Here is a 16,783-nt window from a genome sequence, read left to right as displayed (position 1 = left end):
TTGACGATAGCGGTTCTGGAATGGATCCCGGATCGGCGCCGCTATGCGGCTTGTCCGGGATGACCAGAACTCTCAAACAACCCAAACGCGAAAAGCGCTAGCGCCCCAGCTTTGCCAGCTCGACGGCCGCCCGCAATTCGATATGGGCCAGCACCTCGTCGAGCCGGGGGTCGTCGGTGGTCTCGCGCCGAAGGGCCAGCATGCCCTTGAGCCGCTCGAGTTCCGACATCTGGACCCGGCCCGACAGCAGCGCCGCCTTCAGCTGGTCGAGCCCATCCAGAAGATCGTGGCCGCGCTTGGCCTGGCGCTTCTTGCGCTCATGCGGCTCTTCATAGGCCTGAACGGCGAGAAGCGTGTCGAGCGGGCCGGCAGAGCTTACGGCTCCGCCGCGCGTGCTGCTGGCGGATTCCTTGGTGGGAAGCGTGAACGCCGCACTGCCCGAACGCCTCGCGGAATTCGACGCTCCGGCGTTCGTGACAGGCGCGCGCTGGTCGATCCTGATCATGGCGCCCTCGTTAAAATGGATCATTCGACCCTCAGGCCGGCACGGTTAACAACTGGTAAATCACCCGGCAGAAACTGCCGGCCCGGCAGGACCGGCACGCCGGAAACTGCCACGCCATCTATCCGCCAAATTTGCAAACCACTGACAAATAAAGGCTTTCGGATTTTCTGCGTCTGGCACGCGGATCGCAGGGAGGAAACGCAATTCGTCGTCTCCAACCGGTGCATTCATGCTTCGCCTGCCCGCCCTCAAATCCCTGGTGACGCCGCTGGCCGCGCTGCTGGCGATCGGCCTGGCCATGGCGGCGGGCCCGGCACAGGCCTTGTCGCGCATCAAGGACCTCGCTTCGGTCGAGGGCGTGCGCACCAACCAGATCCTCGGCTACGGCATCGTCGTGGGCTTGAACGGCACCGGCGACACTCTCAACAACGCGCCCTTCACCAAGCAGTCGCTGACCGCGATGCTGGAGCGGCTGGGCGTCAACACCCGCGGCGCCAACATGCGCACCGCCAATGTCGCCGCCGTGATGGTGACCGCAAACCTGCCGCCCTTCGCGACGCAGGGCACGCGGCTCGACGTCACGGTCTCGGCGCTGGGCGATGCGAAATCCCTGCAGGGCGGCACGCTGCTGGTCACGCCCCTGCTCGGCGCCGACGGCGAGGTCTATGCAGTTTCGCAAGGGCCAGTGGCGATCTCCGGCTTTTCGGCCGAGGGCGAGGCCAGCAAGATCACGCGCGGCGTGCCGACAGTCGGCCGCATCGCCAATGGTGGCGTCGTCGAGCGCGAGATCGACTTCGCGCTGAACAAGCTGAAGACGCTGCGCCTGTCGCTGCGCAATCCGGACCTGACGACCGCGCGCCGCATGGCCGCCTCGATCAATGACTTCCTCGGCGGCGACGCAGCAGAGCCGACCGATCCCTCAACCGTCGTGCTGCAGATCCCGCCGCGCTTCCAGGGCAACATGATCCGCATGCTCACCGATATCGAGCAGCTGCGCATCGAGCCCGACCAGCTTGCCCGCATCGTCATCGACGAGCGCTCCGGCATCATCGTCATGGGCAAGGATGTCCGCGTCTCCACTGTCGCCGTGGCGCAGGGCAATCTCACGGTGACGATCACCGAGGATCCGCAGGTCAGCCAGCCCAACGAGCTCGCGCGCGGCCGGACGGTCGTCACGCCGCGCACCAGCGTCAAGGTCGACACCGAAGGCGGCAACAAGCTCGCTATGGTCAAGGAAAGCGTCACGCTTGCCGAACTCGTCGACGGGTTGAATGCGCTGGGCATCGGCCCGCGCGACCTGATTTCCATTCTCCAGGCCATCAAGGCAGCCGGCGCGCTGCAGGCCGAAATCGAGGTGATGTGATGAGCGCAACCCTTGCCCTCCCCGCCGCCAAGCTGGCGCTCAACGTCGCGAGCAGCCTGGCCAGCGGCATCGCCGGCGGTCTCGCCAGCGCGCTCGATCCCGCCAAGGCCAAGACCAAGAAGCAGGCCGATGATTTCGAGACCATGTTCCTCGAGCAGATCACGGACCGTCTGACGGCGAGCAGCGAGACCGAGGGACCGCTCGGCGAGAACGGCACCGGCGGCGACATCTGGCGTTCGCAGCTGAGCCAGCAATACGCCAAGCAGATTCAGAAAGCGGGCGGCGTCGGCCTGTCCAACCAGATCATGCGCGACCTGCTCAGCATGCAGGAGCAGGCGACTGCACAGGCGACCGCCGTCACATCGGCCGCCGGAGCACAGAATGTCGGTCGCTAGGCGCGTTCTCGACGAGCGGCCGCGTATTGCGGGACCGGTCGAAGCCCAGGCTCTGATCGAGGCCGTGCTGGAGGCTCTGGGCGCGCTCGCCCATCTTGTCGGCGAGGAAACCGAACTCGTCCGCGCCGGGCGCCTGCCGGAGGCGATGACGCGCGAGCCCCGCAAGGCCGAGCTTGCCGGCATCTACATGCGCGGCGTCGAGCAGGTGAAGCTCAACGCCGTCGCGCTGGCGCGCTTCGTACCCGATCAGGTCAAGCGCCTGAAAGCGGCCCATATCGCCTTCCAGACCCTGATCGAGACCAATCAGATCGTGCTTGCCACGGCGCGCGCCGTCTCGGAATCGATCGTCCGCGATCTCGCCGCCGATGCCAACAAGCCGATGCGGGCGGCCGGCTATGGCCCGACGGCGACCGTCGGCGCCGGCGCTTTCGCCCGCCCCAATTCAGGCCCGCTGGTGGTTTCGCGGCGGCTGTGACGCGGCTGCCCCGGTAACCCTCAATATTTACCTAATTCCCTTACGTCGGATTCAATCTTTTCTGGCAGCGTCGTCAGGTTCGGACAGGTTCGCCCTGCCCGTCCCGCACGGCAGTGAGCGGCGCATTCGCGTCGCGCCCTACTCCAGAAGGAGTGAACCATGGATTTCGGCAACGCGCCCAGGATGGCCGCAATAGGCAGCGTCAACCTTCCCGCCAGATCTGACATCGTCGCGACGCAAGGCAGCGTCTCTGTCGACCTGCCCCCCGAAAAGACCGTGCAGTCGGCCTCGGCAGGCGATGCCGTCCGTGTCGAAATCCGCGCCCAGACCCGCGATGAGCAAAATCGCGCGGCAGCCGAACGGCGCACCACCAACGATCGCCAGGATGCGCGGCGGGCCGACCAGACCATCAACGACTCGATCGAGCGCCGGCTGGTGATCGAACCGCGCACGCGCAGCGTTGTCCTGCAGAAGAAGGACACGGAGACAGGCGAGACCATTTCGCAGCTGCCCGACGAGACATTGCTGAAGCTGCGCATCTATTCCCGCGAGCTTGCCGATCGCGCCGTCGAAGCCGACGAGGCGCGGCACCATCTCGTCGAACGCACCGCCTGAGCCGAGCTCCGAGTCTTCGAAAGCTTAGCGCTGTCTTCGAAAGCCTAATTATTCGCGGTCAGGTTGGTTTGGAGCGTTGTCATCCCGGACAAGCGGCGTAGCCGCGCCGATCCGGGATCCATTCCGGAACCTCAATTGGAAGCGCTCGGGAATGGGTCCCGGGTCTTCGCTACGCTTCGCCCGGGACGACCAACCGCCGCCCGCCCTGTGCGGGCGTTTTTCGTTTGCCGGCGTGGACTGCGGGCGCGCTCCGACGGCCTTCACGCCCGCTTAACCACGTAGCGGCTTCCCCGGCGCTACCACCAATTCTCTCTTCAAAATTTACCGCTTGTTACGAGCTGGGGCCCGAGGGTCTGCGGGTCGAGGCCAGAAAGGCCGCGACGCCAGAAGGCATCATACCAGAAGGGTATTCTACAATGGCCACCGTTTCCGTTTCCTCCGGCGTCCGCGCTGCGCTCGGCTCCCTCGCTTCCACCAAGACCGAAGCCCAGCAGGCCCAGTACCGTCTCGCCACCGGCAAGAAGGTCAACTCGGCCGTCGACAATCCGGTCAACTTCTTCACCTCCGCCAGCCTGAACGATCGCGCCAGCCAGTTCACCGGCCTGCTCGACGGCATCTCCAACGGCATCCAGACGATCACTGCTGCCTCGAAGGGCATCGACTCGATCACGAAGCTCGTCGGCTCGCTGCAGTCCACGATCAAGCAGGCGCAGAACGAAGCCGCCGCCAACCGGCCGACAGTCGCCGGTACCGTTGCGCTCGGCAACCAGGCAGAAGCTACCGCGACCAACAGCACCATCAAGGACGTCGCGCTGAACAAGCTCGTTCAGGGCACCGTTGCCGCCGCAACCGCCGGCACCCCTGGCAATGCGGGTCTTGCCGCGGCGTCGACGACGATCCGCCTGACCGCCGCCACCCCGACTGCGACGACCTTCGACATCGCCATCACCGCGACCACGACCGTTCGTGACCTCGTCGAAGGCATCAACAAGTCCGGAATCGCCACCGCCTCCGTCGGCAGCGACGGCAAGCTGTCGATTGTCGGCACCGGCTCGGACGCCCTGTCGGTGGATGTCGGCACCGGCGTCGGTGCTGCCTTCGCCGCAAGCGCGACCAACGCTGCGGAATCGGCCCTGCTCATCGGCACCGCCGACGTCACGGCAGCGGTTCAGGCCGGCTCCTCCGCCACCCGCACCTCGCTGGTTGCGCAGTTCAACGACCTGCGCGACCAGATCGACTCGCTCGCCAAGGATTCCGGCTTCAACGGCATCAACCTGCTCGGCGGCGACAAGCTCTCGATCACGCTGAACGAGAAGACCGGCACCAACAAGAACAAGATCGACGTGCAGGGCGACCTGCTGAGCTCCGCATCGCTGGGCATCGGCAAGGCCAACAGCCTCCAGACGTCGATCGCGGGCGAATTCAGCCTGCAGAACGACAACGACCTCAACAAGGCCGCCGATGCCCTGACGAACTCGCTTTCGTCGCTGCGGGCCACGTCGTCTTCGCTGGGTTCGAAGCTCCAGGTCGTCCAGACCCGTCAGGAGTTCAGCAAGGACCTGATCAACACCCTGACCGCGGGTGCCGACAACCTGGTCCTGGCCGACACCAACGAGGAAGGCGCCAAGCTCCTCGCGCTGCAGACCCGCCAGCAGCTCTCGCAGACCGCCCTCACCCTGTCGAACCAGGCTGACCAGGCCGTCCTGCGGATGTTCTGATCCTTCGTCCGCAGAAGCGGGCTTGCCCACAGAATGTGGGCCGAAGACAACAGGCGGTGGAGCGCAAGCTCCGCCGCCTTATTCATTGCAAACCGACGTCTCCGGTTAACCAAATATTAGCCTTAACAAACAATGATCGGTCCAGAACAAACCGGACAGGCGCCGAGTCGCGCGTTCAGGGGACCCAGAGATGGCCAACACGATTCTTTCCAGCGGCGTTCGCAACAATTTGCTGACGCTGCAGCAGACCACGGCGCAGCAAGGCGTGCTCCAGAACCGCCTGGCGACGGGAAAGAGGGTCAACTCCGCAATCGACAATCCGGTGAACTATTTCACCGCGCTCAATCTGAACGATCGCGGCGGCCAGCTTAAGGGCCTGCTCGACGGCATCTCCAACGGCATCCAGACGATCACCGCTGCCTCGAAGGGCATCGACTCGATCACGAAGCTCGTCGGCTCGCTGCAGTCGACGATCAAGCAGGCGCAGAACGAAGCCGCCGCCAACCGCCCGACAGTCGCCGGCACCCTTGCTCTCGGCAACCAGGCGGAAGCTATCGCGACCAACAGCACCATCAAGGACGTCGCGCTGAACAAGCTCGTTCAGGGCACCGCTGCCGCCGCAACTGCTGGCACCCCCGGCAATGCGGGCCTTGCCGCAGCGTCGTCGACGATCCGCCTGACCGCCGCCACTCCGACGGCGACCACCTTCGACATCGCCATCACCGCGACCACGACCGTTCGTGACCTCGTCGAAGGCATCAACAAATCCGGCATCGCCACCGCCTCCGTCGGCAATGACGGCAAGCTGTCGATCGTCGGCACCGGCTCGGACGCTCTGTCGGTCGATGTTGGCACCGGCGTGGGCGCTGCTTTCGCGGCAAGCGCGACCAACGCTGCGGAATCGGCCCTGCTCGTCGGCACCGCCGACGTCTCGGCAGCGGTTCAGGTCGGCTCCTCCGCCGCCCGCACCTCGCTGGTCCAGCAGTTCAACGACCTGCGCGACCAGATCGACGCGCTCGCCAAGGATGCCGGCTTCAACGGCATCAACCTGCTCGGCGGCGACAGGCTCTCGATCACGCTGAACGAGAAGACCGGCAGCAACAAGAACAAGATCGACGTTCAGGGCGACCTGCTGAGCTCCGCATCGCTGGGCATCAGCAAGGCCAACAATCTCCAGACGTCGATTGCGGGCGAATTCAGCCTGCAGAACGACAACGACCTCAACAAGGCAGCCGATGCCCTGACCAACTCCCTGGCGTCGCTGCGGGCCACCTCGTCTTCCCTGGGCTCGAAGCTGGCCGTGGTGCAGACGCGGCAGGATTTCACCAAAGAGCTGATCAACACGCTGACGACCGGCGCCGACAACCTCGTTGCAGCCGATCCCAACGAGGAAGGCGCCAGCCTGCTCGCGCTCAACACCCGCCAGCAGCTGTCGCAGACCGCCCTATCCTTGGCCAACCAGGCCGATCAAGGCGTGTTGCGTCTCTTCCAGTAACGCGGGCCGTAAAGCGCCGCCCAGCCAGAAGGCAGGACAGACATGGCCCTCAAGGTCGAGCTCAAGCCGAACGAACGTATCATCATCGGCCAGGTGGTGATCCGCAACGACGAACAACGCACGCGCTTCTTCATCGAGGGCGAAGCGCCGATCCTGCGCGAGAAGGACATTCTCACGGCGGCAAGCGCCAATAGCCCGGCCAAGAAGATCTATCTGGTGATCCAGCTGATGTATCTGGCACAGGATCCGATGCATCAGCACGAGACCTATTTCGAGCTGGTGCGCGACTTCGTCCAGGCGGCTCCGAGTTCCCTGCCCTTCATCCATGAGATCAATAACTGCATCTTAAGCAGCGATCTCTACAAAGCTCTCAAGGCAGCCAAGAAGCTGATCGCGTACGAAGCGGAACTCATCGAGAATGCAACACGGGTTTAACGCCTACGCTTCCGCCGCCCGGACGGCTCAAGCCACCGTCTCCCCTCGCGAACTCGAAGCCTCGCTGCTGATCAAGGCCGCCACGCGTCTGCAAGCCGTCGCCGACGACTGGGATGGCCGCGCCCGCGACCTCGACGAGGCCCTCACCTATAATCGCAAGCTCTGGACCCTGCTGGTTTCGGCCATCATCGCCGAAGACAATCCCCTGCCTGTCGGCATCAAGCAGAACATTCTCGGCCTCGCGAACTTCATCTTCAATCACACCTTCCGCGTCGCTGCCGATCCGCGGCCCCAGGCGCTGGCCGTGCTCGTCAGCATCAACCGCGACATCGCGGCCGGCCTGCGCGGCCGCTGAGCCCGCTCTTCGATCAGGTTTCGAGGCTATAGCTACCGATTTCACTCGGAAACGCAGCATGCTCAAAAAAGAAAGGCGCCGCCCTGCTGGGGCGGCGCCTTCTGCTTTCAGCCTACATATACCGACTAGGCTCAGAGATAGTTGGTCAAATTCAGTTTCGACAGCAGCGACGTCACCTGATAGCTCGCCTGCAGCTGGTTCTGCAGCGCCAGGATCTGCGTCGCGACCTCTTCGGTCGTCACATTTTCGATCCCCGCCAGCGTCGTGTTCAGATAATTCTTGGTGCTCTCATGGCGTTCCTTGGCCTGAGCAAGCGAGGTCTGCGCGGAACCGAGCTCGGTGATGATCTCGGCCGGCTTCTGCACGCCGCCACCATAGCTGAGCTGCGTCCTCACGCGGTCGGTCATGGCCTCATAGCCGGCCTGAGCGTTGGCATCGGCGGCCGGAAAGGTCTCGATCGCCAGCACGGCGAACTGCGCCAGGCCGACGGCGAAGGCCTGCTCGTTGGCGCGTGCGCCCGTCCCGACGATCTGGTTCTTGTCGACCTGCACACTGGCCGTACCGCGCGCTGGGTCAGAGGCGTCGTCGCCCTTGTACCAGATTACCGTATCGGCGGGCGTTCCCGCAGCTGGCGGATTCACCAGCGATGCAGGAATGCGATCGGGTGGGTTGCTCGTGCTGGATTCGAAGAAATTCAGCGAGGTCAGCGACGATGAAGCCGCGCGCAGCGTCGTCTGCGCTTCCTTGCCGAGCGCGGCCGTCATCGTGTCGCGCAGGTTTATGGCCGTGGTCGCGGCATTGGGACCGATCTCGAAGCTGTTCGCCGGTACCGGCGTCATGCCGGGCGCGCGCGCAGTCAGCACGACCTCCTCGGAGGTGCCGTCCGGCAATTTGAGCTGGATACGCAGGGTATCGCCCGGAAGCGGCTGGCCTGTCACCGCCACCGACACATCCGCCGGCGGTCCGGCGTTGAAGGTCGCAGCCATCGCTGCGGAACTGGTCTGGGCGTTCGTCAGGTTGAAGCCATAGCTTTGATTGACGGCCTCCCGCCCGATGGCGACTGTAGTGGTCGTCGGCATGGCAACGGTCAGCCGGCCCATGCCGGTGATCCCGTCGGCTGCCTGCCGCTCGCTGATCAGCGTCTTCAGCCCCGCGTGAGTGGCATCCCCGTCCATGATCTCGGAATAGCTCGCAACCGGCTCCTGATCCGAGGTCCGCCCGGAAAACAGATAGCGCCCGTTCGAGCTGATGTTCAGCAGGTCGAGGGTCTGCTTGAATTTCTCCTCGGCGAGAAGCTGGGGCGCAGAGCGCCCCGTCGAGGTCGGGACATAGCTGTTCGAGACGACGTCGTTGCGGCTCTCATTGGTCAGCTTGGCAAAATTCTCGACGGACTTGGTCTGCAGGTTGAGGTTCACATTGGCGAGCTGGATACCCGAAAGCCATGAATCGATCGACGAGACCTTGGCGTTGATATCGAGGCTGGTGCGCCGGTCGATGCCGAGATCGCCATAGGTCTCGCTACGCTGCTTCGTCGAGAGCTGGCGCTGCAGATCGTCGAACTGGCTGCGCGTCGAGACGAATTCGCTCGGCTTGGCGGCGCGATAGGCGCCGGTACCATAGGAGGTGATGGTCATGGCGTGCTCACACTCTCATCAGCAGGTCCATCATCTCTTTCACGGTCGAGATGATGCGGGCATTCGCGGCGTAAGCCGCCTGCAATTCGATCAGCGTCGCCATTTCCTGGTCGACATTGACCTTCGAGGTCTCCTGGAAGCGGCTCTGGACCGAGGCCAAAGCCACCTGCTGGCCCTCATCAAGGCGCTTGGCGGCTTCCACCGCCTGCCCCTGCGAGGCGACGACGCGCTGCACGAAGTTCGACACCGTCTGGTTCGACGTCGCGGTCGAGCCGTTCAGTGACGTGCCGTTGGTGAAGCTGCGCTGGCTCTGGGTCAGCCTTTGGAGCAGGAATGCGGGCCGGGTCGAGTCGCCCTGCGCGGTCGCAGGCGAAGTGTTGTAGGCAACGAGGAGCGAGCGGTCGGCGATGATCGCCGGGTTGATCGAAATCCGCCCGGCAAAGCCTGTCGCCTGCGAACCGCCCTCGAACGAACCGGTAAAGGCCGCACCACCGCCATCGACGAAGAAGGGCAGCTCGACAACGCCGCCGACCGAGGACAGCGACGTATTGGTCGGGCGCGAGGTCAGGCCCACGACATCGCGCGTGCCGGCGGCGCCGTCATCGACGATACGCAGCACCGAACCGGTGTTCGAAACCGTGAAGCCGCTGCCGATCGCCGCCTGGATCTGGCTCGCGACGGCAGCGTCGCCTCCGGAGAAATCGATGCCGATGACGCGGTTGTTGGCATCGCCGCCAGCGGAGCTCGGCAGGGGTAGCGACGCCGCCGATTCAACGCGCACGAAGGTGAAGCGCTGCGTCGCCCCGCCCGGCGTGACCTTATAGTCCAGCGTGATGCTGTTGCCTGATTTCAGGCCGGCCATATCGACGTCGAAGCCACTTGCCGCACCAGCGGTCACGGCCGTGCCGGGAATCTCGCGATCCGACAGCGCCCGCGACAGCTGAGCCGCGATCTCGTCGAGCTGGGCCTGCGCCTGGACGAGCGTCTTGTCGCGCAGCTCGATATTGGCGGCGATCTCGCCGGAGCGGAACACATTGCCGGCGATGGCGTCCTTCACATTGCCGGACGAGTCCGTCATCGTGATCGTGCCGACGCCGCGCTGCGCCGGGTTCGTGCTCCATGTCGACTCCGGCCCGAGCGACGAATGCTCGTCGAAGCCGAAGGTCACCGCCGCCTGGCCGTCGAAGATCTGCGTGCCCGAATTCGTGACGATGCTGACCGAGCCGCGCGCATCCTCTGTGGTGCGAATGTCGATATATTGCGACAGCTCCGACAGGATCAGGTCGCGCTGATCCTTCAGACCCGCACTGCCGGCGTCGTTGGGGCTGCCGACGACACGGGCGTTGACCTTGGCCAGCGCGCCCAGCAGGTCGTTGACCTTCGCCACGCCGCTGGCGATGCCGCCTTCCGCCTGCGTGCGCAGCGTCTGCACGCCATCGGACAGCGTGTTCAGCCGGTTGGCGAGCTGGGACGCGCTATCCACCACCGCCGTGCGCAGGCTGTAGGAGGACGGATCGTTCTGCAGGGCCTGCAAGGCGCTGGTGAATTTGCTGTAGACAGAGTCGAGCGCCGTCGCGCTGCCGGGCGCGCCATACAGCTTGTCGAGATTGGACAGCGAGTTGGCCCGCGTCGAGGTGTAGGCAGCGCCCGACGATTCCTGCCAGAGCTGATGCTGGACGATCTTGTCGAGCAGGCGCTGAACCTGGGTGCTCTGCGTCCCGACCGTCAGCCCGCTCAGGCTGTCGGCGGTCGAGACAGTGCGCCGCACATAGCCGGTCGTGCCCGCATTCGAAACGTTCTGCGAGACGACGCCGATGCCGATCTGCGTGGCGTTGAGCCCCGAGATCGCCGTGTTCAATGAGGTGCTGAGACCCATCGTCAACTCCTGCCGCTACCCGAGGCCCTTCTGGACCTCGACGAACTCATCGTCAGGACGGCTCAGCGGATGATGCTGAACACGTCGCGCAGCATCTCCTGCGCCGTGGTGATGACCTTGGTGTTCGCCGAATAGGCCTGCTGGGTGACGATCATCTTCGAGAACTCGTCGGCGATATCGGTGTTGGATTGCTCGACATTGCCGCCGATCAGCTGCGAGGTGCCCAGTCCGACGATCGACGGACCGGACTCGATCGTCTCCTCGAAGGCGCCGCCATCGAGCCGCTTCAGCGCGTTGCTGGCGTTGAAGCGCGCGACCGCGAGCTGCGCCAGGGCCACGACCTGGCCGTTGCTGAAGGTGCCGATGATCTGCCCCGATGCTGAGACCGAGGTCCGGTCGAGCGTGCCGGCGGTATAGCCATCCTGACGGATGCTGCGGGCGTCGATCTGGCCGGTGACATCGCCGTTCTGCGTCAACCCGTTGCCACCCGTGTTGATGACGACACCCTGCACGTTGGTGCCATTGATCGTGAGATTGGGGATCGTGATGTTGCCGCCGGGCGGGGTGACGAGCTGGCCGGTCATGCCGAAGGCCACGTTGACGTTGGCGTTCTGATAGGCCACCGCCGCACCAGGCGCACCGGTGTCGACGCCGATGAAGAGGTTCCAGGTTCCAGAGGTAGGCGGCGTGGCAGCCGCATTGCCATTGTCGACCTTCGCCCAGCGCAGCTCGACGCTCGTCGCCTTGCCGAGGGAGTCGTAGACCGTCACCTGACCGCCCGGAATCGAATCCTTCAGGAAGTTCGGCAGGGTGTTGCCGTTGACGATGCCGTCTCCGGGCGGCGTAGCCGTCGTGGAGAGCGGGTTTGGATTCACTGCGGGCAGAACCGCCACATAATTCGCGGGGTTGAGCAGCTCCGACCCAGGCGTTGCCTTGTTGGCGTTGCCGGTCGCCGGGTAGGCTGGGATATTGGCGCGATATTCGATCGAGGTCGTCGCCTTGGCCGGAAACTGCTCCTTGGTGATCCGCAGCACTTCGGGCTGGGTGCCGACGAGCTGGCCCGTCACCTGATCGATCTTCAGGCCCTTCAGATAGTAGCCGGCGCCATTGACCAGATAGCCGTTGGCGTCGAAGTCGAAATCGCCGCGCCGGGTATAGAGATTGCTGTTGGCGAACTGGGTGTTGCCGCCGATGCCGCTCTGGCGCTGGTCGACAACGAAGAAGCCGTCACCATTGATCGCCACATTGGTGTCGATGCGGGTGGCGTTCAGATCGCCCTGGATCGTGTTGGTCGACTGGCTGTAGGCGGCGACCGAACCCGAAATCTGGCGGTTCAGGGCCGTATCCGGCACGAGATCGGCAAAGGTCGTGTCGACCCGCTTGTAGCCGGCGGTTCGCGAATTGGCGATGTTGCCGGAGATGTTCTCAAGCGCATAGGACTGCGCCTGCATCCCCGAGACCGCCGTCGTCAACGCACTGAAAACACCCATGATACCCTCGCCTCGACAGGCGCCCCCCGGGGCAGCCCTAAACTTCGAGGCGTTCTCTGCACGGGCCATGCCATGCATTCAGCCGTTATTTTTCAACAGGTTGAATGCTTTAGAAAAGGTTCTCGGTCGTTTTCGACCGGGCAGATTCGCCTGCTCCCGGCAGATTCTGCCGGGCAGGAATCAAGCGTCCGCCGCGTTGCCGCGCCAGGAGGTCAGGTCCCCCGCGACATCCGACAGCGTGGGCGGCAGCGCCTCGATGAAAGGCAATGGCCGGCATACGGCCAGCGCCGCAAGCCCGATCCGCGCCGTGAGAAGGCCGTTCAGCACGCCCTCGCCCAGCTTGGCCGAAAGGCGTGCGGCGAGCCCCTGCCCCACGACCTGCTGGATCACGGCGTCGCCTGCCGCGATCCCTCCGGTGACGACGAGGTGGCCGAGCACCTGCCTGGCCAGCCTGAGCAGACCGAGCGCGCCGGGCCGTCCGGCATAAATCCCGGCGATCGCCCGCAGCAGCCTTGCACAGGCGACCAGCACGAACACGACATCAATCAACGCCCTCGGGCTCACGGCTGTCACCAGCGACACGCGCCGCGCCGCCTGCGCGATCTGCGCCTGCGCGAGCAGATCGAGCGGCGTCATCAGGCTGCGCTCGGCGACGGCCAGCACATCGCGGGCCGCGAAAAGCTGCGGCAGGGCGTCGTCGAGCGCGGCGCGGCCCTTCGCCGTCTCCGGGCGCGAGGCATAGAGCCCCTTCAGCTCGGCGGAAATCGCCTTGGCTTCACCGGCGCTGCCGCCGGCCAGCGCCATTGTCGCGCGCTGGCGCAACGCCTCGACCTTGCGCTCGCGCAGGATGTCGCGCAGCACGCGCCCGAGCATCACGAGCAGAGCTAGCCCGGCCAAAGCAGCGCAAGCCAGCGCCGCATAGCCGAGCACCGGATTGTCGTTCATCAGCGAGACGATCATGCGCTCGGCCCAGACGCCGATCGACAGCGTCAGGAAACCGGAAAGGCCGGCGACGAACAGGCTGCCCCAGGAAAAGCGGCGCCTGGCGACAGGCAGGGCCGCCGGCTCGACGGCGTCAGCCGGCTCGCTCTCGGGCAGGATGGTGACGCCGGCTCCACGAGCGAAGCTTTCGTCAGCCGCATCCGGCGTCGCGGGATCGAGGCGAATGGCGCGGGGAGCCTTGCTCATGCTGTGCCTGCCTTCACCCTCATGCCAGCCGGTCGCCGATCAGGAATTCGAGCGCACGGTCGAGGCGGATCTGAGGCGGCGGCGCGGTGCGCCCACCGGCATCGGGCACGACCAGCGGCGGCCTGAAGCGCGGCGCGCGAATCTGCCAGCGCGCTTGCGGGTCGAAGATCGCCTCGGGACGCTCGGGCAGTTCGCCTGGAAAGATCGCGGCCTCGCCCAGCCCGTCGAAGATCTCGCCATCGACCTTTTCGCCGGCCTCCGGCACGCCCGCGATCGCCGGCAGATCTTCCCGGCCCTGCTTGATCCTGACCTCGCGCGTCGCCCGCACCGCAGCAAGCGCCACGGACTCGACCCGCGCGCCGGCGCCTTGCGCACGGGCAGTCGCGCGGGCAACGAGATGCGACATCACCGCAGCCAGCCGGTCATGGCTGGTGTGGTGGATATGGTCGGCCTTGGTCGCAGCGAAGAGCACGCGCTCGATGCGTGGAGAAAACAGGCTGGACAGCCAGGAATTGCGCCCGACCTGAAAGGCGGCGAGCGCCTGACCGAGCGCCGTTTCCAGATCCGCCAGCGCGGGCGCGCCGGCATCCAGCGCCGCGAGCACGTCGACCAGCACGATCTGCCGGTCGAGACGGGCGAAATGATCCCGGAAGAACGGCGCGACCACGACGCGCTTGTAGGCCTCGAAACGCTCCGCCATCAGCCCCGCCAGCGTGCCGGGCGCCGCTTCCGTGTCGTGCCGGAGGTCGAGCGGTGCGAAGGTCAGCGCCGGCGAGCCCTCGAGATCGCCCGGCATCAGGAAGCGCCCGGGCGGCGTCACCGCGACGGCCTCCGGATCGGCGCGAAGCCGCGCGAGATAGGCCTTGAACAGGTTGCTGGCAGCCTCGGCAGCCAGTTCGTCAGTCGGACCGGCAGGATCGCGCGTCGCGAGATCGGCGAGCCAGGGTTCCGACGCCGAGCGCCGATGCGCCTTGCGGGCATCGGAGACGGCCTGAGCCGACCATGTCTTGTAGTCCTGCCCGATCAGCGCGAGATCGAGCAGCCATTCGCCGGGATAATCGACGATGTCGAGCGTCAGCGTTGCCGGCCCCTTGAACCAGCCCGCCGCACGCTCATAGTCGATTTCGACACGCAACTCCGAAATCCGCCGGGTTGAATCCGGCCAGCGCCGCTCGGTGCCGGCCAGCGCGGCGCGATGCGCCTCGTAGGGAAAGCGCGGGATATCGGGGTCGGGCTGCGGCACGAGGCGCACGCGCGTGATCCGCCCCTGCGCGGACGCCTTCAGCACAGGCAGCTTCGCGCCCTCGATCAGGTTCTGAATCAGCGCCGTCGTGAAAACCGTCTTGCCGGAACGGGACAGGCCGGTGACGCCGAGCCGCAGGCGCGGGCGGGCAAGCCCCAGCAGGCTATCGCCAAAAGCCAGCGCCGCGTTGCGGGCATCGTCGAGATAGGAGTTCTGGCTCATGCGTTCAGGCAATGCGCAGCGCGGCGAAAAGATGGTGCGAGACGCCGCCAAGGCGAGTCGGCTGGCGTGACCGTCGAGAACCGGAGCGGAGCGGACTGTCGTCCGTGAGCACCGGAAGCGCAGAGGGTTGCGTCAGACGGCCGCCCCGGCGGATGGATCGCTCCATCTTTCACTCGTCGGGGCCTTCGCCGAGCGAGGCCGGCGTCACGAAACGGTCGAGCCGCCCGCCGCGCGCTGCCACATCGCGCCAGTCCTCGACCGCGAAATCAAGCACGGCAAGCCCGCATGTCGGGAATTTCTGTGCCATGCGCGCCGCCGCATAGCGGTCGCCATGCCCCGTCAGCAAAGCGGCCAATTCCTCAAAGCCGGGATTATGGCCGATCATCAGGAGGGTGCGGACATGGGGCTCCGTCTCCTGCACCACATGCAGCAACCGATCGATTTTCGATTCGTAGATGCGCGGCTCGAAATGCGTACCAGGCTTCTCCGGCAGCATCGGAAGCACAAGCTCCCAGGTTTCGACCGTACGCCGCGCCGGCGAGATCAGCACGAGGTCAGGTAGCAGCAGCTCTTCGGCCAGATAGCGCCCCATCAGAGGTGCAGCTTCATGACCGCGCGTGGCGAGCGGGCGTTCCCGATCGGCCACGCCGGCGGGCCAGTTCGATTTGGCATGGCGCAGGAGCATGAGGCGTCGCATGGTCGCCATCTAACCATGCCGGGCAGAATTTGCGAGGCCCTGTACGGCAAGCATCAAAACGTCGGAGACGCAGGAATACGTCATGCTGACGCGCGATCTCGATCTGCGCGATGCCATGCGAGAAGTCGACCCGAAGATCGATCTCGCAACCGCGATCCCGCCTTGCAGCGCGCTCGACGCCAAACCAGTCAGCGCTGCTCGCGCCGCACCATGAAGGCCAGCTTCTCGAACAGCGAGACATCCTGCTCGTTCTTCAACAGCGCCCCGTGCAGCGGCGGGATCAGCTTGCGCGGGTCGCGCTCGCGCAGCACCTCGGGGCCGATATCCTCGGCGACCAGCAGCTTAAGCCAGTCGAGCAGCTCGGAGGTCGAGGGCTTCTTCTTGATGCCGGGGACGTCGCGCACCTCGAAGAACAACCTCAGCGCCTCCTCCATCAGCCGCTTCTTGATGCCGGGGAAATGCACCTCGACGATCTGCGTCATCGTCTCGGCATCCGGAAAGCGGATGTAATGGAAGAAGCAGCGGCGCAGGAACGCGTCCGGCAGCTCCTTTTCGTTGTTGGAGGTGATGATCATCACCGGCCGGCGCGCCGCCTTGATGGTCTCGCCGGTCTCGTAGACGTGGAATTCCATGCGGTCGAGTTCGAGCAGCAGGTCGTTGGGAAACTCGATATCGGCCTTGTCGATCTCGTCGATCAGCAGCACAGGGCGCTCGGCCGAGACGAAGGCCTCCCAGAGCTTGCCGCGCTTGATGTAGTTGGCGATGTCGGAGACGCGGGCGTCGCCGAGCTGGCTGTCGCGCAAGCGGCTGACGGCATCGTATTCGTAGAGGCCCTGCTGCGCCTTGGTCGTCGATTTGATGTGCCAGGTGATCAGCGGCGCGCCCAAGGCAGCAGCGATCTCTTCCGCCAGCACGGTCTTGCCGGTGCCGGGCTCGCCCTTGACCAGCAGCGGCCGCTCCAGCCGGATCGCGGCATTGACGGCGACTGTGAGGTCTTCGGTGGCGACATAGTTCTCGGTGCCGGCAAAACGCATGGACAGGCCCTGTGACTATCAGCGCTGGCAACGCTGGATCGTG

At 65.3% G+C, this 16,783-nt stretch carries 17 protein-coding genes; 9 read left to right on the top strand and 8 right to left on the bottom strand.

All coding sequences use genetic code 11. From position 1 onward, the window contains the following. Positions 1 to 97 precede the first annotated feature (97 nt). Entirely contained in the window at positions 98 to 529 is a 432-nt protein-coding gene (locus C4S73_RS09010) for a flagellar assembly protein FliX (protein WP_244595515.1), read from the bottom strand. Positions 530 to 734: 205 nt separating this feature from the next. On the opposite strand from C4S73_RS09010, the gene C4S73_RS09005 reads away from it, so the two are divergent. From C4S73_RS09005 to flaF, 8 genes are all read left to right on the top strand, one after another. Then, positions 735 to 1,868, top strand: coding sequence for a flagellar basal body P-ring protein FlgI (locus tag C4S73_RS09005; RefSeq protein WP_103872144.1), 1,134 nt, complete (start codon positions 735 to 737; stop codon positions 1,866 to 1,868). Next, positions 1,868 to 2,263 carry a rod-binding protein gene (locus C4S73_RS09000; protein ID WP_103872143.1) on the top strand — a complete coding sequence of 132 codons (396 nt, stop codon included), beginning with the start codon at positions 1,868 to 1,870 and terminating at the stop codon, positions 2,261 to 2,263. The genes C4S73_RS09005 and C4S73_RS09000 overlap by 1 nt, the downstream gene beginning before the upstream one ends. Beyond that, positions 2,250 to 2,738, top strand: a complete 489-nt coding sequence (locus tag C4S73_RS08995; protein WP_103872142.1) for a hypothetical protein — start codon at positions 2,250 to 2,252, stop codon at positions 2,736 to 2,738. Before C4S73_RS09000 ends, C4S73_RS08995 begins: the two co-directional genes overlap by 14 nt. Before the next feature lie 159 nt (positions 2,739 to 2,897). Next, complete coding sequence (locus C4S73_RS08990; protein WP_103872141.1) at positions 2,898 to 3,353, top strand: hypothetical protein; 456 nt, start codon at positions 2,898 to 2,900, stop codon at positions 3,351 to 3,353. A 416-nt stretch (positions 3,354 to 3,769) separates the two neighbouring features. Then, positions 3,770 to 5,071: a flagellin N-terminal helical domain-containing protein gene (locus C4S73_RS08985; protein ID WP_103872140.1), complete on the top strand. Its 1,302-nt coding sequence runs from the start codon at positions 3,770 to 3,772 to the stop codon at positions 5,069 to 5,071. A 190-nt stretch (positions 5,072 to 5,261) separates the two neighbouring features. Beyond that, the gene (locus C4S73_RS08980; RefSeq protein WP_103872139.1) at positions 5,262 to 6,566 is read left to right on the top strand and encodes a flagellin N-terminal helical domain-containing protein; all 1,305 of its coding nucleotides are present in this window, start codon (positions 5,262 to 5,264) and stop codon (positions 6,564 to 6,566) included. 42 nt (positions 6,567 to 6,608) lie between these two features. Then, entirely contained in the window at positions 6,609 to 7,001 is a 393-nt protein-coding gene (gene flbT / locus C4S73_RS08975; RefSeq protein ID WP_103872138.1) for a flagellar biosynthesis repressor FlbT, read from the top strand. Then, the gene (gene flaF / locus C4S73_RS08970) at positions 6,985 to 7,356 is read left to right on the top strand and encodes a flagellar biosynthesis regulator FlaF (RefSeq protein ID WP_103872137.1); all 372 of its coding nucleotides are present in this window, start codon (positions 6,985 to 6,987) and stop codon (positions 7,354 to 7,356) included. The genes flbT and flaF overlap by 17 nt, the downstream gene beginning before the upstream one ends. A 131-nt stretch (positions 7,357 to 7,487) precedes the next feature. On the opposite strand, the gene C4S73_RS08965 is transcribed toward flaF, so the two are convergent. The 6 genes from C4S73_RS08965 to C4S73_RS08940 form a co-directional block, all read right to left on the bottom strand. Next, positions 7,488 to 8,990: a flagellin gene (locus tag C4S73_RS08965; RefSeq protein ID WP_103872136.1), complete on the bottom strand. Its 1,503-nt coding sequence runs from the start codon at positions 8,988 to 8,990 to the stop codon at positions 7,488 to 7,490. Between the two features lie 7 nt (positions 8,991 to 8,997). Next, positions 8,998 to 10,866, bottom strand: a complete 1,869-nt coding sequence (flgK, locus tag C4S73_RS08960) for a flagellar hook-associated protein FlgK (protein ID WP_103872135.1) — start codon at positions 10,864 to 10,866, stop codon at positions 8,998 to 9,000. Positions 10,867 to 10,928: 62 nt separating this feature from the next. Then, entirely contained in the window at positions 10,929 to 12,356 is a 1,428-nt protein-coding gene (locus C4S73_RS08955; RefSeq protein WP_103872134.1) for a flagellar hook protein FlgE, read from the bottom strand. Positions 12,357 to 12,536: 180 nt separating this feature from the next. Beyond that, positions 12,537 to 13,544 carry a YcjF family protein gene (locus tag C4S73_RS08950; RefSeq protein ID WP_103872133.1) on the bottom strand — a complete coding sequence of 336 codons (1,008 nt, stop codon included), beginning with the start codon at positions 13,542 to 13,544 and terminating at the stop codon, positions 12,537 to 12,539. Between the two features lie 19 nt (positions 13,545 to 13,563). After that, a complete protein-coding gene (locus C4S73_RS08945; protein ID WP_103872132.1) occupies positions 13,564 to 15,009 on the bottom strand; it encodes a YcjX family GTP-binding protein in 1,446 nt (481 codons plus the stop codon). 169 nt (positions 15,010 to 15,178) lie between these two features. After that, positions 15,179 to 15,706 (bottom strand): SixA phosphatase family protein, encoded by a 528-nt coding sequence (locus C4S73_RS08940; protein ID WP_103872434.1) that lies wholly within the window; start codon positions 15,704 to 15,706, stop codon positions 15,179 to 15,181. Positions 15,707 to 15,788: 82 nt separating this feature from the next. Between C4S73_RS08940 and C4S73_RS28900 the strand changes: the two genes are divergently transcribed. After that, a complete protein-coding gene (locus C4S73_RS28900; protein WP_280177585.1) occupies positions 15,789 to 15,920 on the top strand; it encodes a hypothetical protein in 132 nt (43 codons plus the stop codon). Here C4S73_RS28900 and C4S73_RS08935 read toward each other — a convergent pair. Further along, positions 15,895 to 16,740 carry an AAA family ATPase gene (locus C4S73_RS08935; RefSeq protein WP_103872131.1) on the bottom strand — a complete coding sequence of 282 codons (846 nt, stop codon included), beginning with the start codon at positions 16,738 to 16,740 and terminating at the stop codon, positions 15,895 to 15,897. The two genes, C4S73_RS28900 and C4S73_RS08935, sit on opposite strands and share 26 nt — an antisense overlap. Positions 16,741 to 16,783: the final 43 nt, after the last annotated feature.

Origin of the sequence: Allobosea lathyri, from assembly GCF_900108245.1 — a bacterium.
In the GTDB taxonomy this organism is placed as follows: domain Bacteria; phylum Pseudomonadota; class Alphaproteobacteria; order Rhizobiales; family Beijerinckiaceae; genus Allobosea; species Allobosea lathyri.
Note: the sequence above shows the minus strand (reverse complement) of the source record. Positions and strands in the feature narration are given on the sequence as shown.